This window comes from Sporomusa acidovorans, from assembly GCF_900101845.1.
In the GTDB taxonomy this organism is placed as follows: Bacteria; Bacillota; Negativicutes; order Sporomusales; family Sporomusaceae; genus Sporomusa; species Sporomusa acidovorans.
This window is the reverse complement of sequence record NZ_FNAM01000023.1, coordinates 1-17762: the sequence shown is the minus strand read 5'-3', so window position 1 is coordinate 17762 and position 17762 is coordinate 1. Positions and strand designations below refer to the sequence as shown.

The following is a 17762-nucleotide window of genomic DNA, read 5'->3' as shown; positions in this document are numbered from 1 at the left end:
CTAATATGAAGATATTTGCCATAGCGGACACCCATTTATCAGGCCAGCCGCCAACCAAGCCAATGAGCGTGTTTGGCAAACACTGGGAAGGTCACTGGGAAAAAATAAAAACAAGTTGGCAGGAACAGGTCACCGCCGAGGACGTCGTCCTTATCGCCGGCGACATTTCCTGGGCTATGAAATTGGCCGACGCACTTGTCGACCTGAACGCCATTGCCGATCTTCCTGGTAGAAAAATCATGATTCGCGGCAATCATGATTACTGGTGGCAGACAGTAAGCAAAATGAAGAAAGCCACTGAAGATAAATTTGAATTTCTTAATAATAATTTTTCTACTGCCGGGCAGTGGGCAATTTGTGGCAGTAGAGGCTGGATATGCCCGGAAGACCCGCTGTTTAAAACACCGGATCAAGCCATTTTTAAGCGGGAGCTTCTGCGGGTTGAGGCTTCTCTCAGTGCCGCCCGCGACGCCGGTTTTACCCGGATTATCCTTATGCTCCACTTTCCTCCGTTATACAACCAGCAAATAGGCACAGGCTTTTCCGACTTAATTAATAAGTACGAGGTAGCTATCTGTATTTATGGTCATCTGCACAGTGAATCCTCAATCAAAGCCGCCGCTACCGGCATGATTAACGGGACATTCTACGAACTGGTATCCTGCGATGCACTAGGGTTTACCGTAAAACAAATTATCTAATTGAAAATTCCCCATACCAAGCCTACTGCTTTTTGCAGCCAATCAAAATAAATGAGAATACCGGCCGCCACGAGTACGGCTCCCGCTGCCTGTTGAATAAGCGGCAGCCATTTATACAGTCCCTTAATCTGATCCAGGTAACGGTTTAACACCAAAGCCAGAAACAAAAAGGGCAAACAAAAACCCATAGCATATACAAACAATAAAAAAGCTCCCTGAACGACCGTAGCCGCCGAGCCGGCATACATAAGCACGGTAGCAAGTATCGGCCCCGTACACGGTGTCCAACCGGCCGTAAACGCCAATCCAAGTAAGAAAGCTCCGAATGGTCCGGCAAAAGCTCCCTGTAATAAAGGGCGATATTCACGGTCAAGACAGGGGATCTTTATTAAGCCAAGCAGCTGTAAGCCCATAATCGCCATAAAAACTGCGCCAACCTTACGGATAACCTCCTGATAATAAAAGAAAAACTCACCAATAAGGGATGCTGTTGCCCCCATGGCAATAAAGGTCAACGCAAACCCGCTTAAAAAGCTGAGGGCATTCACGATAAAAAGCCATTGTCTTAAACCAGATTGTGTCTGAGTACCCGTACCGGCTAACAGTGCTGCATAGGTTGGCAGCATGGGCAATACACAAGGTGATAAAAAAGAAACGACTCCCGCCCCGAAAACGGTTACCAGCGTAAGGTTATAATCCATGTAGCACTCCTTCCAGTTCAGCTACTGTAACAGGACCTGACTTTCGATATTTAATGATACCCTGTTTATCAATAACCAACGTGGTTGGAATACTATTAATACGAAAATTCTGGGATACCTCACCCGTTTTATCGCTGAGCACATTCATGGTATATTTATTATGTGCCAAAAATTCGTTCACTGTTGCAACCGGCTCCTGAATATTAATCGCATAAAAACCTACTTTGCCGCTATACTGTTGGGCAAACTTCTCAAGTTCAGGCATCTCCTGGCGACAAGGCGGACACCAGGTTGCCCAAAAATTAAGAATAGTGACTTGCTGGGCAGCGGGAGATACTTTCGTCATTTTTCCGTTAAGGGTCGAAAGTGTAAATTCCGGCAGTTGTTTGCCTACCGTTACCCCTGAGTCAACCGCCGGTTTGTCAGGTTGAGTTCTCAGAAAATTTTCGGGCTGCATAGCAATAAAACCGATTGCCACCGTCATGGCAATGATTGCAATGGCTAAAACGATAAATCTTTTTGACATTTGATCCCCTTCCTTACGTTTCTATGCGTTAGGGTTGGCTACTACTAATTACTATGGAGGTTTCAACACATTATGCATCAGTACCTCTTTTTTATCGGGGATTTTCCGATCCGGGCTTATGGTTTAATCTTAAGCCTGAGTATTATTTTGGCGACAGGCACCGCTTATTTTCTGGCCAAACAGGATGGCCGCTGGCACCAACATGTGCCTGACATTGGCATTTACTGTGGCTTGGCCGGCATTGTCGGCGCCCGTTTATGGGATGTTTTCTTTTTCGATTGGGAATATTATCAACACCATTTACTGGAGATCCCTTTCGTCTGGCAGGGCGGCATGGCCATTCAGGGCGGTGTTTTATTAGGCGCTATTGCCGGTATTATCTACACAAAAGTTCATAAAATTGATACCTGGGCATTTGCCGATATTGTGGCCGCTCCGGCAATCATCATGGGACAAGCCATTGGGCGAATGGCTAATTTAATGAACGGCGATGCCTTCGGCCACCCAACAGGCGGCAATTTTGGCATCCTCTATCCCTCTACCACTTTGGCTCACCAGGTATATGGCAACCAACCGTTATGGCCGGCGGAAATTTGGGAGGGCCAAATTGATGTCGTTATCTTTGTACTGTTATTGATTTTTAGAACAACCAACCATGCCAAAGGGCAGGTTTTCATCCTGTATGCCATACTATATTCTACTGCCCGCTTTTTTCTGGAATTTCTCCGCGGAGACTATGGCACATTGCTATTTGGCCTAAAATCAGCTCAGCTTACAAGCCTGGCTGTTATTCTTGTCGGACTTGTCTTGTTTGTAAGGCAAAGTTACTATGGTGAACGTATTGGTATGAATAGCAAAAAATAATGTAAGAAAAGCCGAAACCCTTCCGGTTTCGGCTTTTCTTATGTTAAGGATATACGGCTATTATTTCAATTTCCACACTGACATCGCGCGGCAGCTTGGCAACTTGCACACATGCGCGGGCCGGCGGATTCGTAGTAAAGGATTGACTATAAATTTTATTCATTACCGCAAAATCATCCATATCCTTCAAAAATACGGTGGTCTTCACGACATCGTCAAAACTGAGACCCTCTTTTTCCAAAATTGCCTGCAGGTTGGCAAGTACCTGATATGTCTGGCCTTCTATCCCGCCATAGACAATCTGTCCGGTAATTGGGTCAAGCGGAATTTGCCCAGAAACAAACAAGAAACCATTGGCCTTAATAGCCTGAGAATAGGGACCAATAGCCTGCGGGGCACGATCAGAAGAAACAACTGTTTTCATGCTGCAGTCCTCCAAATATTTATTCTTCTTGATTTTTCTACATTTATCAGAAAAAACCTGCTTAATTATATAATAGCTAATAAAGATTTCCAGACAGAGTGTTGGTAAAAGCGGCGATCACGCGCCAGTGCCGGAACGCTGCTAACACCCTGGCGGAAGGATCATATCGTATGACCAAATATTTTTTCAGTCAACGCCAAGGCAGTGGGTGTTACCGCCAAACCGCCCTGGGCGGTTTCTTTAAGGGAACAATGCATTGACTGGCCGACCGCATCCATAGCGTCAATTACTTCATCCGGCGGGATTACACTTTCAATCCCGGCAAGAGCCATTTCGGCAGCAACCATAGCCTGCGCCACTGCTCCGGCGTTGCGTTTAACGCAAGGCACTTCCACTAAACCGGCAACCGGGTCGCACACTAAGCCTAGCATATTTTTAATGGTAATGGCGACAGCATGTCCTACTTGCGCCGGTGTCCCGCCCAATAAGGATACCATGGCGCCTGCGGCCATAGCCCCGGCAGAACCGCATTCGGCCTGGCAGCCGCCGGCAGCGCCGGCAAGCGATGCCCTGGATGCAATAACCATGCCAATGGCACCCGCCACTACCAGTCCTTTGGCCAGTTCACTTTGAGAAAGATGCAACTCTTCTTTCATAGTAAACAGAACAGCCGGAAGTACACCGCTCGAACCGGCGGTGGGAGCGGCGACGATCCGCCCCATGGCAGCATTGGCTTCGCCTACCGCCAGTGAATACATCACCGCTTTGCCGACAACATTTCCCAATATGCTCCGCTTTTTGCCACTCAGATATTTCTGTAACTTTTGAGCGTCGCCGCCGACTAAGCCACCTTTGGAACGAGGCCCCTTAAGCCCGGTGGTTATTGATTCTTCCATCACCGCCAGCATTGCTGCCATGCGGGCAATTACCTTATCGGGAGGCAGTTCCAACTGCTTACTCTGAAATTCGACGCAAAAGTCGGCAAACGAAACCGCTTGCCCGGCGGCGGTTTGCATCCATTCCTCTAACGATAATTTAGCTAGTGACATCTGCTCACCCCTATTTTAGCTTATTGCCGGAATATGCCGGACAGAGCGGATTAACGGCAGAGCCGCCACGGCAGCGATATCGGCATCGTCTACCGGCTGATCGGTTTCCAGCACCATACTGGCCAGTCCACCCTTATTTCTGCGAAATACGCGCATTTGAGCAATATTAACGCCGCGCCTTGACAGTATGCCGGTCACCTCCGCCACCGCACCGGGCCGGTCTTCATGCAGCGTCAAAATAGTAGGAAAATCCCCCGTAAACTCAAGGGGAAAACCATCCACTTCCTTGATTATGATTTGACCGCCGCCCACAGAGGCCCCGGCCATCTCACTTTCGCCGCCTTTGCGCCCTTTCAAATGAATTTTGACAAAGTTGGGATGGGCGGCATCACCGGCATTGATGTTCTTTAGGCAATACTTCAGGCCAATTTCCCGGGCATACGCAAATGCCTGGGGAATCCGTATATCGTCAGTCGACCAGCCCATAAGCCCTGCGACTAACGCCAGATCAGTACCATGACCACGGCCTGTCTGAGCAAAAGAACCATGCAAGCCAACGGCAGCTTCCGCCACTGCTTCTCCCAATATAGCCAGGGCGGCATTACCTAAGCGGACGGCTCCGGCAGTATGAGAACTTGACGGGCCAACCATAACCGGCCCAATAATGTCAAAAATATTCATGCCTTGCGGTTTCCTCCTAATCGGTCAAGCGCCAACAGCAGTCCGTAAAGAAGTGCAGCCGGACGCGGCGGGCAGCCTGGCACATAAATATCTACAGGTACTATTGTATCAGCTGCACCGCAAATTGCATAACTTTTTCCAAAAACTTTACCAGTGGCGGCGCACGCCCCTACTGCCATAACCAGTTTGGGAGACGGTGTTGCCTCATAGGTCAATGTAAGCGCTTGCTCTAAGTTGCGTGTTACCACACCGGTAATCATGAGCATGTCGGCATGCCGCGGCGAAGGTACAAAATCAATCCCATATTGCTGCAAGTCATAAATCGGATTATTAAGGGCAGCCATTTCCCAGTCACAGCCATTACAAGAACCGGCATCAACATGCCGGATATGAAGAGAACGTTTGACTATCGACCTAATCTTACCTGACAACCGGCTTTTCATTTCCGCCAATTGGTATTCGCCGCCATGAGACAATGCCTGGTGTTCACAAACAGCTTCGCAGCGTCCGCAAAAGGCGCAGGCCTGCTGATCAACTGTCAACATTCCGTCGCTAAACCCAATCGCACCGGTTGGACAGGCATCGCGACAGCTTTGGCAATGTTGACAGCGGCCCGGTTCCCACAACATCCCGCCCCGAAAACGTGGCGGCACGCTATCGGCATGATAAGCCTCAGTAACACAACCTGTTTTAATAATTTTTTTTAGAAGGTTAAGCATAGTATCCCTCCTTATCGATCAAGACACGCATAGCATAATTCAAAACTCTTATTAATTAAAGGAAAATCCGGAATAATATTCCCGGGAACGGCCACAGTGAGCGCCGGCCAATTTGAATAAGAAGCAGAGCGGACAAAATAGCGGTAAAGGGTGTTATTTTCACCAGCCATAAGCCAGTGTAAATTGGACCCACGCGCCGATTCCGTGACAGAGAACGCCGCCGGTAAGGCTCAATCGAATGCAGTTCGGACTTAAGATTACCGCTTGGTAATCCGTCAAGCACCTGCCCTATAATTCGCAGGGACTCGTCTGCTTCCTCCGCCCTCACCCACAGTCGGGCGGCTACATCACCACTTGCATATACGGGAACGTCGAAATGAAGGCTGCGGTAGGCAGCATAGGGAAAATCACGCCGCACATCACAGTCAATCCCGGACGCACGCGCCGCCACACCGACGGCTCCCAGTTCAAGTGCGGCTTGCTGCGGCAAAATACCGGTCGTATTAACCCTGTCTAAAAACGCGTCGTTGTCACGTAAAAGGCCAAGCAGTTCGGCAAGCTCATGGCTAATCCCGGCCAGTGTCCGCGAAATGTCATGCACCATATCGCGCGTTACATCCATAGTCACACCACCAAGGGTAATCCAGCCCCGCAAAAAGCGGCTGCCGGTCAATCGCTCATTAAGCCGCATAAGCTGCTCTTTTAGACGGGACCCCTGGCTGGTACCCGGAGCAAACCCTAACCCGGCGCACAAATTTCCAATATCACCAATATGATTGTACAGCCGTTCCAGTTCAGCCGCCAGTACTCTTAAAAATTCGGCTCTTACCGGAACCTTGGTACTGGCAAGAAGCTCGACTGCCTGGACATAAGACAGCGTATTAGCCACAGAGCAAGCGCCACAAATACGTTCTGCCTGAAATAAAGCCTGACTGAACGAGAGCCCCTCCACTGTTTTTTCAATGCCGCGATGGGTAAAAAACAGTTTCGTTTCCAGGTTGATGATATGTTCACCTGCCTGGCTGAAACAAAAATGGCCGGGCTCAATAATTCGCGTTCATACCAGGCGGCCCCGCAAAAAGCGGCGTAAGTGAGGGAAACTCAGGTGGCTCCGCTTGTTTAATAACTGCCTTAACCGTTTTAAAAGCTGCTTCTTCCTTACTGAAAAATATTGCATACACAGCAAATGCATCGTTGATTCTGCGCTCGTCATTAGCAAACATGGCTGTTAACCGATAACGCCCGCCATGATTAACTACCGTAGCAGCAGCTCTCAAGGTTGCTGCCGTTATAATCTGTAATGCCCCTGTCATACTTTCCCTCCTATTATAGCTGCCGCCTGGGTAATAAGCGTGTCCAGCCAGTCCGGCAGATAGATTCCACCCAAAATCATGATCACCAGCGAGACCGCTACGGCTGCTAAAGCCGGTTTGCCCAGCTGGTAGTCGCCCGCAGCCTTGTTTGGTATCGGACCAAAGCCAAGCTTTAAGGTATAGTAAATTATACCGGCAAAAATGGCGGCCATCAACAATAGTACAATCACCCATAAAAAGGAATTTCCTGCTTGAAATGCGGCCCAGACAATCGTAAGTTTGCTAGAAAAAACACTGAATGGCGGCAGTCCTGCAATGGCCAGCACAGCAGCCACGAACATGGTTCCTATAACCGGCATAGCGCTCACTAAACCTTTAATCCGCAACATGTTCTTTGTCCCATAATGCTGAATAACAGCCCCTGCCAGATAAAAAAGGGATGACTTGGTTACGGCATGATTAATAATATGCAAAAGTGCGCCATACACTGCAAGCGGCGTCCCCAAACCAAGCCCCAGAGTAATAAGTCCCATGTGTTCAATGCTCGAATAGGCTAATAAGCGTTTAAGATCATGCTGTACCAAAATAAACGGCACTGCAACACTTATGGATAATAAACCGAAGCCTATTAGAAACTGTTCAGGAAAAGCGGGCCCAACGGCACCTTGCACAATAAGCAGCCTTGCTTTACTTGCTTTGATGAGTCCCGCAACTAATGGCGCAAAAAGTACAAGGGCAAGCGCATAGCCGAACGAGACTGTCATTGTCCATTGTTCCATATTATTACTCACCACCTGGTGCTCAAAATGAGGGCTAGCACGGTAATCGCCGTAATATACCCGATATAAAGCTGAACGCTGCCGGCCTGGATAACCTTCATAAATTGGGCAGCGCGAATAATTCCACAGTTTATTGGTCGATAAACTGCGCTAAAGATATCAGTAAAGCTTACATGATAATGGAGTCGCCGGCCGAAATAACGATTTGGCGTCAAGTCGGCGATTGTTTCGTGCTGCGGCCGCAGAATAGCTTTAAAGGCCAGTCTAATCGGCTTGGAAAAACCAGTAGCCGTATACTCCATCCTGGCGCTCGGCACCATACCGCAAGTCCAGGTTTCGCCTTGAGCCGTTTGCGACCTTCCATATAGTCTGGTAATTCCCCATGCCAAAGCTCCTCCCAATAGCAGCAGCACAGCCACAACAGGCATTTGCAGATCACCACTGGCAGAGCCTGCCCGAATCGCAATCACCTGCCAATTAAATCCGGCAAAAGCTTGTGCAGGCTCAATTACTCCTCTGCCTGATAAAGCCTGGCCGAGAATAGTAAGCAGAGGTGCAGGCCATAACCCGAGTACTAGGCAAAGTCCGGCAAGTACCGCCATCGAAAAAAGCATCGGGTGATTAACTTCCCGGGCCTGTTCTGCCTGGATACTCCGTGGCTTGGCCAAAAAAGCAATACCAAATGCCTTAACAAAACAGGCAGCCGCCAGTGCCCTCGTAAGGCCAAGCGAAGCCAATAAAAAAGCACTAAACACTTTGCCTAAAGCTCCTGCCATACTTTGCGGCAGGTAAAACAAGGCTTGGAAAGTCATCCATTCGCTGACAAAACCATTGAGAGCAGGCAAAGCGGAAATGGCAGCTGCCCCTGTCAAAAAAAACACAGCCGTAGAAGGCATCTTACGGATAAGTCTGCCCAAACACTCCATATCTTTGGTATGCGTTGACTGGAGTACGGCCCCTGCTCCCATAAATAATAATGACTTACATATCGCGTGACTCATTACATGATAAAGTGCTGCTACCCAGGCGACAGCAGCCAGCCCGCTTTGCCCCTTTGCCGCAAATACCAGGCCGGCTCCGACCCCTAAAAGAATAATCCCGATATTTTCGACACTGGAATAGGCAAGCAAACGTTTTACATCATGTTCCATTACTGCATATAATACGCCTAAAACGGAAGAAACGATCGCCAGGATAAGAACAATAACGCCCCACCATGCCGGACCGGCTCCCAAAAAATCAAGGCAAAAGCGGCATAACCCATAGATTGCCGTTTCTATCATAACGCCGGACATAAGCGCCGACACATGAGTAGGCGCTGCCGGATGAGCCTTTGGTAACCAAATATGCAAAGGTATCATCCCGGCTTTAGCCCCAAAACCAATGAACGCACAGAGAAAAACAATATTTTGAGTAGAAGGATCAATACTACCGACCGACTGCCTTAAACGCAAAAAATCCAAACTTCCGGCCACACTAGCCAATAGAAAAAAAGCGGTAATAATAAAGCTGTGCCTACATGGGTCATCACAATATAAATAAAAGCTGCCCTGCCAACTTCATTCTTCTCATGTTCATAATTAACCAAAAGGAACGATGTCAGTGCCATTATTTCCCAGGCAATAATAAAGGCCGCCACATGGCCGACGGAAACTACCACTAGCATGGATAGTAAAAAGGCATTATACAGTGCCGCCATTACCCGGTAACGGCAGCCATCTTCAAGATATTCTCGGCTGTAGCCAATAGCATAAAGACTGGTGACGCAGCCTATCCCCCCGATAAGCAACAAAAAAAACGCTGCCAAATAGTCCAAGCGAATATAAACAGGCTCGGTAAATAGCATAAAAGACGTAATTAACGCCATCTTCCCATTGTTAAAAACAATAATTGCACACAGTACGGCCGCCAGACATCCCAGCGCTGCCATTCCATGTGCAACATAGTTTACGATATGATTTTTACTGATAAGGAAAGGAGACAGTACACCTATACCAAAGAAAATCAGCAAAAAATACAGTAAATAATCAACAAACAAAATATTCGCCTCCGGTATATTGTAAATATATAGTATCCAATAACGATTTACAGGCAGGTGTTAGTATAGGGAAAGTCAAGCGCCAGTGTGGGGCGTTTACTAACACCCTGTCATGTCAGATGAAATCTTTATTGGATTTCATATAGGTAACAATTTTGTATTATATCATACCACGAGCATGGGGTGATACCAAAAGTTTAAATTATACAATTTACATAATTAACAGAATCATGAGAATAAATAATATACAAAGAAAACAGAAAACACGGAGATTATCTTCCCCTTGTTTTCTGTTTACATATATCACTATTTTTCTTTGGTACCCTAAAGAATTAGGCTTCGTGGTGGTGTTCGCCGGAGGCCGCTTTATTTTCTCTGCGTACAGGTTCAAGCCCCTGTTTTTTACGCCAATAACCAATAAGCAAAGCCGCCGCTGTCACACCAATCTCCAGCAAAACTGCATAAGGTTGAAGCCACACCCCCAGCACCGCATCAGCTACCATCATCTTAGCAGCCGTCCACGCTAGAATAGCTGCCCCTAAATAAATAATAATAGGGTATCTATCCATAAGTTTCATTAGCATCTGACTGCCGAATACTACCAACGGCACACTTAAGGCCAGTCCGAATATTAATAAGCCGATATGTCCGTTAGCAACGCCGGCAATGGCCAAGACATTATCCAGACTCATGATTAAGTCAGCAAATATAATAATTTTAATTGCTTCCCAAAAACTTTCGGCCCCTTCGCAGGCGACTTCTTTGTGTTCATCACCAAGCAAATTTACGGCAATATATACGAGGGCGATCCCACCCAAAAATTGCACATACGGAATCTTAAGCAAAAATGCGGCAATCATCGTAAGCAGAATTCTTAGAACCACAGCTCCCGCACTACCCCATAGCACGGCTTTTTTTCGCTGATCATGAGGCAAATTTCTACTAGCCAGAGCTATGACAACAGCATTATCGCCACTCAGTATTAGATTTATTAACGTAATACTGCCTAACGCTATCAATAGTTCCATTGAAAATACCCCCTCAGATTATTTTAATTTTTATTAGCTAATACTTACCCATCGCTTGCCGCCAACTCTTTCTTAGTCTTCACCCCCAAAATAAATAAGGACCTTTCCGTTTTAACCGGCAAGGTCCCTGTTAAACGATAATAAGACCTTGATGTAGTATATATGCATAATATACTAAAGGTCTCACTATTGGACTAGCTCCAACGACATAACCATGCACGCTGTACAGAATTGTTGATTATGTCTGACAGTTACTCCCCTTTAGGGTATTCACTTGGGTATTTAGAACTGAGATTATCATAATATAAAACTTTGCTCCCGTCAATATATTATATATATTCCGCATTAAAGAAGTTTGCAGGCACAGGCGGGCGGCGTATTGACAACGCTTCACCACTAGCGTTTGACTTGCGCGCCAATACGCCGCCCGCCTGCAATATTCTTTAAAACGGAATATACAGTATATCCAACAAAGATTTGCCGACTCCAGCAATTACCATCGACCGCCTCCCCACTAATTGTGATATAATTAGTCGGTAATATTATGTCACCTAGTTAAGGAGGACTTGCATCCGATGGACGCTTTATCCCATGCTTTATGCGGAATTGCTGTTGCCGGGTTATCCGGTCATCCGCCAAACTTTCAAGACCCAATATATTGGGCAAGTGTAATCGGCGCTCAGGCACCTGACTTTGATATCATTGCCATTATCCGCGGTAATTTTTCTTTGTTAAGACAACACCGGGCCTTCTCTCACTCCATTCCGGGTCTCATCATGTGGTCCAGCTTAATTACTGTCGCTTTTTTCTTATTTTCCCCTACAGCAATACTTGCTGAAGTATTTTTTTGGTCTTTTTTCGGCGGGCTGTCACACATTATTATTGACTTTTTCAACGCTCACGGAGCGGCGATTTTATGGCCGTTCAGCCGGGAACGCAAAAGTTTTGGCTTGCTCAATGTGTTTGATCCTATCTTGCTGACCCTTATGTTTTCCGTATTTATTCAACAGCTGCCTGTCCGCGAAACCTCACTGCTGTTTTTTGCCACATTAGGAGCGTATAGCGGCATTCGCTGGCTGTTAAAAATACGAGCTACGATTCGCCTGCAGCAATATTTTACCGACCGCGCTGTTGCCCGTATGCTGGTTATGCCATCACTTAAAAGCATATTAGGCTGGGATTTTGTCATTGAAACCAGCGCCTGCTACTATGTCGGACAAATTGGTATTCTGCAACAAAATTTAACACTATATACGGAATTAAAAAAGCAGGAATTATCTCCGGCTGTACAGGAAGCCCATAACACGGTGTTAGGTAAATTTTTCAGCTCATTTACCCCGTTCAGCTATATAACTGAACAGCAGGACAGCGAACAGGCCGGTAAACTTGTGCGTATTTACGATTTACGCTACTTTTTGAACGAGGATTTTCTTCATAGTGCCACCATTGTATTTAGCTATAATGAGCAGCCTTGCGATTCCTACATCGAGACGCATGGCCGCAAAATAAGAGTACCTTGTTAACAAGCTAAGATTATCGGCTGCGATCTTAGCTTGTTTATACATTCCACTTACTCACTGGTGTATCACGGCCCTCATGTCGGTTTGGCAAGTTCCAGACAACTCACTCCAAACTTGGCATTAGTCGGCAGCTTTACTTATTCCCCGCTTTCCCTGGTACAAGGTCATGGCTGGTGGAATCTGCGCAATTTGGACTTTCAGCATTTGGGAACAGGCCGGATGCTGGACGGAAACGTCGGGTTGCAGTATCAGGTCGTAGGGCGTCGTGACCAAGTACTTACAGCGGGTTATCGCTATCAGCATTATGCGTTATATACCGGTTCAGAAAACACCAGTGATCAAATAACATGGACAAAAGCCGACAAGGTGCAACAAGGCTGGTATATGGGCGGAGAGTTCAGCCTGTAGCAAACTAGCCGTTGCGCTGAGGTTCCTGCTTCCCGGGCTGCTTGCGATTAGCAAGCGCTGAGCCAATGACGACGACAACGACGGCGAACGCTGCCGGCACAGCCCAGTGTGTCCAAGGATACGGCTCCAGCAAAAGCATAATTTTTTGGTCGGAAGTTGCCATATCGCCGGCAGTCCAGCCTAAAAAGGCCGCACCGATAGTAATAATAATGGGCCATCGTTCCATCAGCATATGAATAAGGTTACTGCCCCAAATAATAATCGGAATGCTAATCCCCAACCCGACAATCAAGAGAGTAATATTTCCTTTGGCGACGCCGGCAATAGCAATTACGTTATCAACGCTCATGATCAAATCGGCAAAAATGATGGTCTTAACCGCTCCTGCCAGGCTTTTCTTGGCTTCCAGTTTCTGTTTATTTTCTTCGTTAGACAAAAGTTTTATGGCGATCCATAGCAGTGCTAAGCTGCCAAGCAGTTGCAGAAAAGGAATTTGCAACAAGATAACAGCGACAAAGGTTAGGATAATTCTTAATACAATTGCCCCGGCCCCGCCCCATAAAACTGCCTGTTTTTGCTGCTTGGGCGGCAGCTTCCGGCTCGCTAAGGCAATAACCAAGGCATTGTCACCACTTAAAAGCAAATTTACAGTTATAATACTCATTAATGTGATGGTCCACTCCACGAATTCACCCCCAGGATAATATATATATAACGTGCTAAAGATTTTTGCAGGCGGGTGGTGTGTTGGCAAAAGCGGAAGTCAAACGCTAGTGGTGGAGCGTTGTCAATACACCGCACGCCTGTGCCTGCAAGCTTCTTTAATACAGATGATCAATCTTAGTATTACCAGCTTTGCAAGAAACCGCTCCTAACAAAAGTAGCCAACCGTTATCATAAAATACGGTTGGCTACTTCTGTTAATTGTTCTAAATTCCGGCATTCAAAGACTTGTTGACAATAGGCCTGATATTCCTTCATGAGGCAGTCACCCTCAAGCCACTCGCTTGCCGGCAAGGGATTAAGCCAATAGATAGCCTGCGCCCGTTCGGCAATTTTGGCTAGTTCATCCGCTCCGCCCGGATGCCAGTTATTACGGCCATCGCCTAAAATAATGAGCTTAGTCCGGCCGCTTATGGCCGGAAGCTCATAGCGCGCTATTTGTTCAAACACCAAGTCGTAGCGCGACAACCCCACCCGCCGGTTGAACCGGTCTCGCAGATGTCTGGCCTGTAAAAAAGCATTGACATCCTGAGTTTTAAACCACTCGGTTACCTCGACGGCTTCATCAATAAAAACAAAGGATCGGACAGTAGCGTACCGGCGCTGTGCCGCCTGTACCAATTGCAACATAAACCGGCTGAATCGTTCAACGGAATTGGAGACATCACATAACAGCCATAGATCCACCTTGCTTTTGATCTTGTCCCGGTATTTTAGCATTAACGGACAGCCACCGGTCCGAACGACTTCCTGAAAGGTGCGGCGTATATCAATCTTACCATGTTTAGCCCGCCGCAAACGTATGCCCGGTCTCTCGGCCAGTTTTTTGGCCAATTTGCCGATTTCCTGCTCAACAGCGATGATTTCGCCTGCGGCCAGGCAGTCAAATCCCCGCCGGCGGACATTCGCATATTCTACCAATTTAAGAATGCTTTGACGACCAAACTGTTTGACGACCTTCCGCTCCAACTCGCGCCGCAAAAATGCCTCAAGCTGGGAAAATGTCTTCTGCCATTTTTGAAAAGCCGTTTCCTTCATCTGCCCGGTAACGTATTTCCGTTCCACTTTGTTGACAGCTTCAAACCAACGCAAATCCACTTGGATCTGACGCAGCTTCTTGGCTACTTCTCCAGGCTCATCGCGCCCAACCGCTATGTCCGCTAGCAAATTTCTTGCCAATTCTTCCAAGACCGCAGCCGGTTGATTCTCAATGCCTTCCAACAGCCCCTGGGCATCACCGCCAGCCCCGGCCGAACTGCGGCCGCTGCCGTCAGCGGTGGCGCCTTTTATCGTAAGGATATTCCCTGCCGGTTGAGTCTGTGGTTCCTGGTTTAAGGAAAGATCAAAATATAATGCAAATAAAGCATCAAATACCGGGCGTTCCCAGGTGCTTTTTACCAGGGTAGTTTCCATGACGCCGCGAAGCAGGCTCGGATCAAATTCGGTAAGCTCCGCTGCCTTTACCGCGTCAACAGCTTCCATAGTTGTCACCGTTAACCCGGCTTGGCGCAGTAACCGCACAAAATCAACAATCAACTGTTTCATGGTTTAAGTAAAAACGGCAGTTTATCGACAACATACTCACGATCCTTCGTGTATTTGAGCAAAGCGCTTAGTGTGGCCCGAACCGCATCTGCCGTTAACTCGCCACCAAGCATATTCATAGATAACACCCAATCAATACTTTCGGTAACACTTGGCGGTTTCTTGAGAGGCTGTTTTCTTATATTTTGGATAAATTCGACAAGCTGACCGGCAAACTTACGATCAATATCCGGCGCATTCTGTTCAATAATCGCCAGTTCGCGGTCAAAGTCCGGATAATCAATGTGAAAATGTAAACACCGGCGCCGCAACGCATCACCCAGTTCTCGCGTGCTATTAGAAGTCAGAACAACATAAGGCCGGTTGACTGCGCTGATTGTGCCCAATTCAGGAATGGTTACCTGCCAGTCCGATAAAGCCTCTAACAAAAAGCTTTCAAACTCCTGGTCACTTTTATCGATCTCATCAATTAAAAGCACCACAGGAGCAGGACTGGTAAGCGCAGTTAACAAGGGTCGTTTGAGCAGGAACTCCTGGTCAAAAATTTGCTTGCGCCCTGTTTCCCAGCCTTTTTCCGTTAAGGCCGCAATTTGAATATAGAGCAGTTGTTTTTGATAATTCCATTCATACAGAGCTTTGCTTTCATCAAGTCCTTCATAACACTGCAGCCGGATAAGCTGCCGTTTACGCAGGCGCGACCATGCCTTGGCCAATTCGGTTTTGCCGACACCGGCCGGTCCCTCCAGTAACAGCGGCTTTTCCAGGTTCTCCGCCAAATACAGGGCGGCAGCCAAGTTATCTTCGGTAAGATAGCCATGTAGACCAAGTTGGATTTTAAGCTCTTCGATTGCTTCTATCACATTACCAACTCCGTTACTTTGATTCGGGAACTAAATAATCTGGTTTTTTCCCAAAGAACTTTATCCATAGTATGCTTTCCCGTTGATAAATACCTTAACCACTTTTCTAATATCGGCGATATTTAATAGCGGATTGCCGGCCAAAACAACCAAATCCGCCCGCTTGCCTACGGCGACAGTTCCAATCTCCGGCTCCATGCCTATTGCTTTAGCCGCAAGTCCGGTAGCGGCATGAATAGCGGCGGCGGCAGGCAGACCGCATTCAACCAACAGAGCAAGCTCGCGCCAAATATCCCCATGTTCTACACCTAAGGCACCGGCATCGGTGCCGGCAACAATTTTTGCTCCCGCCTGATAGCCTTTCCTAACCATTGCCTGATGCTGTACATAAACATTCTCAACACCTTGCGCCGGGAGTGTCTTGCTTTGATGAGTGCGCCCATAGTCCAGCATGCGTTCAAAAGGCACTAAAGTCGGTATCCAAAACACTTCACTGTCCGCAATTTTTTCGACAATATTCTCATCAATCAACGCCGCGTGCTCCAGAGTGGTTACCCCGACAGCCAACGCTTGCCGCACACCGTCTATCCCATTAGCATGTGCGGAAACCGTCCTTTTTAGGTGACGTGCTTCATTCACCGCCGCCTGTGCCTCAGGCAGTGACAGTTCAACAACCCCGGCATCATGACGGACAAAATTCACGCAGCCTGTCATCATAATCTTTATACAGTCCGCCCCACCTTTAACCTGTTCACGCACAGCCCTTATTATATTTTCCGGCCCATCGGCCTCCCGTCCGCCTGCATAATGAAAATGCCCGCCGGTAATCGAGATAGCCTGTCTGGCGGTAAGTATCCGCGGGCCTTTAATAATACCTTGTTTAACTGCCTTTTTAAAAAGTGTGTTAATACCAAAAGAGCCACCAAGATCACGAACCGTTGTAACTCCTTGGCGTATGGTCGATGCCAGATTATTAACAGCTCGCAGCAGAGTTGTATCTCTATCATCTTTCCAGCGCAAAGTACGTGTCTTTAGATCGGAAATTCCCTCTAAAAACAAATGCACATGCGGGTCGATAAGACCTGGAATAACTGCGTACTGCGAATAATCAACAGCCGCCGCAACCTGCTCGGCGCCAAAGTCAGACGCCTTACCGATACCGGCAATGTACCCTTCCTCAATCGCCAAATAGCATGACTCCCGTGGCGTAAGGCCAGTTCCATCAATTAACAAGCCTATCTTTAATAGATGCATTTCTAATTCCCTCTTCCTTACACTAATCTCAAAGTATTCTGCATGATAGAGGTAAGTCCTGCCGCCATAGAGAAACTAATGAAAAATTCTTGACATTATGTGACGGTCTAAGTATAATTTGTATGTAATAATATATTTGGGGGTATAGCTCAGCTGGGAGAGCGCTTGAATGGCATTCAAGAGGTCAGCGGTTCGATCCCGCTTATCTCCACCAAGGACGCTTATGAGATGTTATCTTATAAGCGTTTATTTCTATTAACGATTCCTATTCGTTCTTGACTGAAACGCCGGATGTAAGATAAACTATTAGTATCCTGAATTCTGCAGCAAAAATGAATAAAAAGAGGCCGTTAGCCCAGACAATATACTGGGTTAGCGGCCTTTTCATTTTGTCACAGAGTTATCGTGTAACAGCTTATTTTTTGGTATCTCCTAAAACTTTTTTTATCTCACCCAGAGACATCATTTTGCGATTGAATGGAATGGCTGTCTTTTCCCCAATCAGTTCTAATACTTCATCATAATAACTGAACAAGTATAGGTTCTCTTTTACATGGGTACAGTTTGCTTGGGAAAGAGATTCCAGGAGTTTTCCGATGCTGTAACGGTGCTCGGTCTTTAATTCCAGG

18 protein-coding genes, 1 tRNA gene and 2 pseudogenes are annotated in these 17762 nt (G+C 47.1%); 5 read left to right on the top strand and 16 right to left on the bottom strand.

Going from position 1 to position 17762, the window contains the following annotated elements; genetic code table 11:
• Positions 1-5 precede the first annotated feature (5 nt).
• Positions 6-701, top strand: a complete 696-nt coding sequence (locus BLR65_RS15925) for a metallophosphoesterase (protein ID WP_093795176.1) — start codon at positions 6-8, stop codon at positions 699-701.
• Here BLR65_RS15925 and BLR65_RS15920 read toward each other — a convergent pair.
• Positions 698-1402 (bottom strand): cytochrome c biogenesis CcdA family protein, encoded by a 705-nt coding sequence (locus BLR65_RS15920; RefSeq protein WP_093795175.1) that lies wholly within the window; start codon positions 1400-1402, stop codon positions 698-700. The genes BLR65_RS15925 and BLR65_RS15920 overlap by 4 nt on opposite strands.
• Entirely contained in the window at positions 1392-1928 is a 537-nt protein-coding gene (locus tag BLR65_RS15915) for a TlpA family protein disulfide reductase (protein ID WP_093795174.1), read from the bottom strand. The genes BLR65_RS15920 and BLR65_RS15915 overlap by 11 nt, the downstream gene beginning before the upstream one ends.
• Positions 1929-2000: 72 nt before the next feature.
• Here BLR65_RS15915 and lgt point away from each other — a divergent pair, with 72 nt between their 5' ends.
• Entirely contained in the window at positions 2001-2792 is a 792-nt protein-coding gene (lgt, locus tag BLR65_RS15910) for a prolipoprotein diacylglyceryl transferase (RefSeq protein ID WP_093795173.1), read from the top strand.
• Positions 2793-2835: 43 nt separating this feature from the next.
• On the opposite strand, the gene BLR65_RS15905 is transcribed toward lgt, so the two are convergent.
• The 9 genes and pseudogenes from BLR65_RS15905 to BLR65_RS15870 all read right to left on the bottom strand — a co-directional run bounded on the left by BLR65_RS15905 (position 2836) and on the right by BLR65_RS15870 (position 10823).
• The gene (locus tag BLR65_RS15905; RefSeq protein ID WP_093795172.1) at positions 2836-3216 is read right to left on the bottom strand and encodes a RidA family protein; all 381 of its coding nucleotides are present in this window, start codon (positions 3214-3216) and stop codon (positions 2836-2838) included.
• A gap of 161 nt (positions 3217-3377) precedes the next feature.
• The gene (gene sdaAA / locus BLR65_RS15900) at positions 3378-4265 is read right to left on the bottom strand and encodes an L-serine ammonia-lyase, iron-sulfur-dependent, subunit alpha (RefSeq protein ID WP_093795171.1); all 888 of its coding nucleotides are present in this window, start codon (positions 4263-4265) and stop codon (positions 3378-3380) included.
• Positions 4266-4280: 15 nt separating this feature from the next.
• Complete coding sequence (sdaAB, locus tag BLR65_RS15895) at positions 4281-4946, bottom strand: L-serine ammonia-lyase, iron-sulfur-dependent subunit beta (RefSeq protein ID WP_093795170.1); 666 nt, start codon at positions 4944-4946, stop codon at positions 4281-4283.
• Positions 4943-5665, bottom strand: a complete 723-nt coding sequence (locus tag BLR65_RS15890) for an NADH-quinone oxidoreductase subunit B family protein (protein WP_093795169.1) — start codon at positions 5663-5665, stop codon at positions 4943-4945. The genes sdaAB and BLR65_RS15890 overlap by 4 nt, the downstream gene beginning before the upstream one ends.
• An 11-nt stretch (positions 5666-5676) precedes the next feature.
• A pseudogene (locus BLR65_RS15885) lies at positions 5677-6617 on the bottom strand (hydrogenase large subunit).
• 91 nt (positions 6618-6708) lie between these two features.
• The gene (locus tag BLR65_RS30955; RefSeq protein ID WP_245692828.1) at positions 6709-6978 is read right to left on the bottom strand and encodes a hypothetical protein; all 270 of its coding nucleotides are present in this window, start codon (positions 6976-6978) and stop codon (positions 6709-6711) included.
• Positions 6975-7757, bottom strand: a complete 783-nt coding sequence (locus BLR65_RS15880; RefSeq protein WP_093795168.1) for a proton-conducting transporter transmembrane domain-containing protein — start codon at positions 7755-7757, stop codon at positions 6975-6977. Before BLR65_RS15880 ends, BLR65_RS30955 begins: the two co-directional genes overlap by 4 nt.
• A gap of 8 nt (positions 7758-7765) precedes the next feature.
• Positions 7766-9366 (bottom strand): annotated as a pseudogene (locus tag BLR65_RS15875) (proton-conducting transporter transmembrane domain-containing protein).
• Between the two features lie 761 nt (positions 9367-10127).
• Entirely contained in the window at positions 10128-10823 is a 696-nt protein-coding gene (locus BLR65_RS15870) for a TerC family protein (protein ID WP_093795167.1), read from the bottom strand.
• A gap of 575 nt (positions 10824-11398) precedes the next feature.
• On the opposite strand from BLR65_RS15870, the gene BLR65_RS15865 reads away from it, so the two are divergent.
• Together BLR65_RS15865 and BLR65_RS29125 are read left to right on the top strand one after the other, a co-directional pair.
• Positions 11399-12346: a metal-dependent hydrolase gene (locus tag BLR65_RS15865; protein ID WP_093795166.1), complete on the top strand. Its 948-nt coding sequence runs from the start codon at positions 11399-11401 to the stop codon at positions 12344-12346.
• Positions 12347-12376: 30 nt separating this feature from the next.
• The gene (locus BLR65_RS29125; RefSeq protein ID WP_143122595.1) at positions 12377-12751 is read left to right on the top strand and encodes a hypothetical protein; all 375 of its coding nucleotides are present in this window, start codon (positions 12377-12379) and stop codon (positions 12749-12751) included.
• Between the two features lie 4 nt (positions 12752-12755).
• Here BLR65_RS29125 and BLR65_RS15855 read toward each other — a convergent pair whose 3' ends face one another.
• From BLR65_RS15855 to BLR65_RS15840, 4 genes are all read right to left on the bottom strand, one after another.
• Entirely contained in the window at positions 12756-13436 is a 681-nt protein-coding gene (locus tag BLR65_RS15855) for a TerC family protein (RefSeq protein ID WP_093795164.1), read from the bottom strand.
• Between the two features lie 209 nt (positions 13437-13645).
• Positions 13646-15019, bottom strand: a complete 1374-nt coding sequence (locus BLR65_RS15850; RefSeq protein WP_093795163.1) for a VWA domain-containing protein — start codon at positions 15017-15019, stop codon at positions 13646-13648.
• Positions 15016-15879: an AAA family ATPase gene (locus BLR65_RS15845; protein WP_093795162.1), complete on the bottom strand. Its 864-nt coding sequence runs from the start codon at positions 15877-15879 to the stop codon at positions 15016-15018. Before BLR65_RS15845 ends, BLR65_RS15850 begins: the two co-directional genes overlap by 4 nt.
• A 60-nt stretch (positions 15880-15939) precedes the next feature.
• Positions 15940-17133, bottom strand: coding sequence for a metal-dependent hydrolase family protein (locus BLR65_RS15840; RefSeq protein ID WP_093795161.1), 1194 nt, complete (start codon positions 17131-17133; stop codon positions 15940-15942).
• Positions 17134-17271: 138 nt separating this feature from the next.
• Here BLR65_RS15840 and BLR65_RS15835 point away from each other — a divergent pair.
• Positions 17272-17347: transfer RNA gene (locus tag BLR65_RS15835), tRNA-Ala, on the top strand.
• Between the two features lie 201 nt (positions 17348-17548).
• Here the strand turns inward: BLR65_RS15835 and BLR65_RS30505 are convergent.
• The coding region (locus BLR65_RS30505; protein ID WP_218130642.1) for a hypothetical protein at positions 17549-17762 on the bottom strand (214 nt) is incomplete at its 5' end.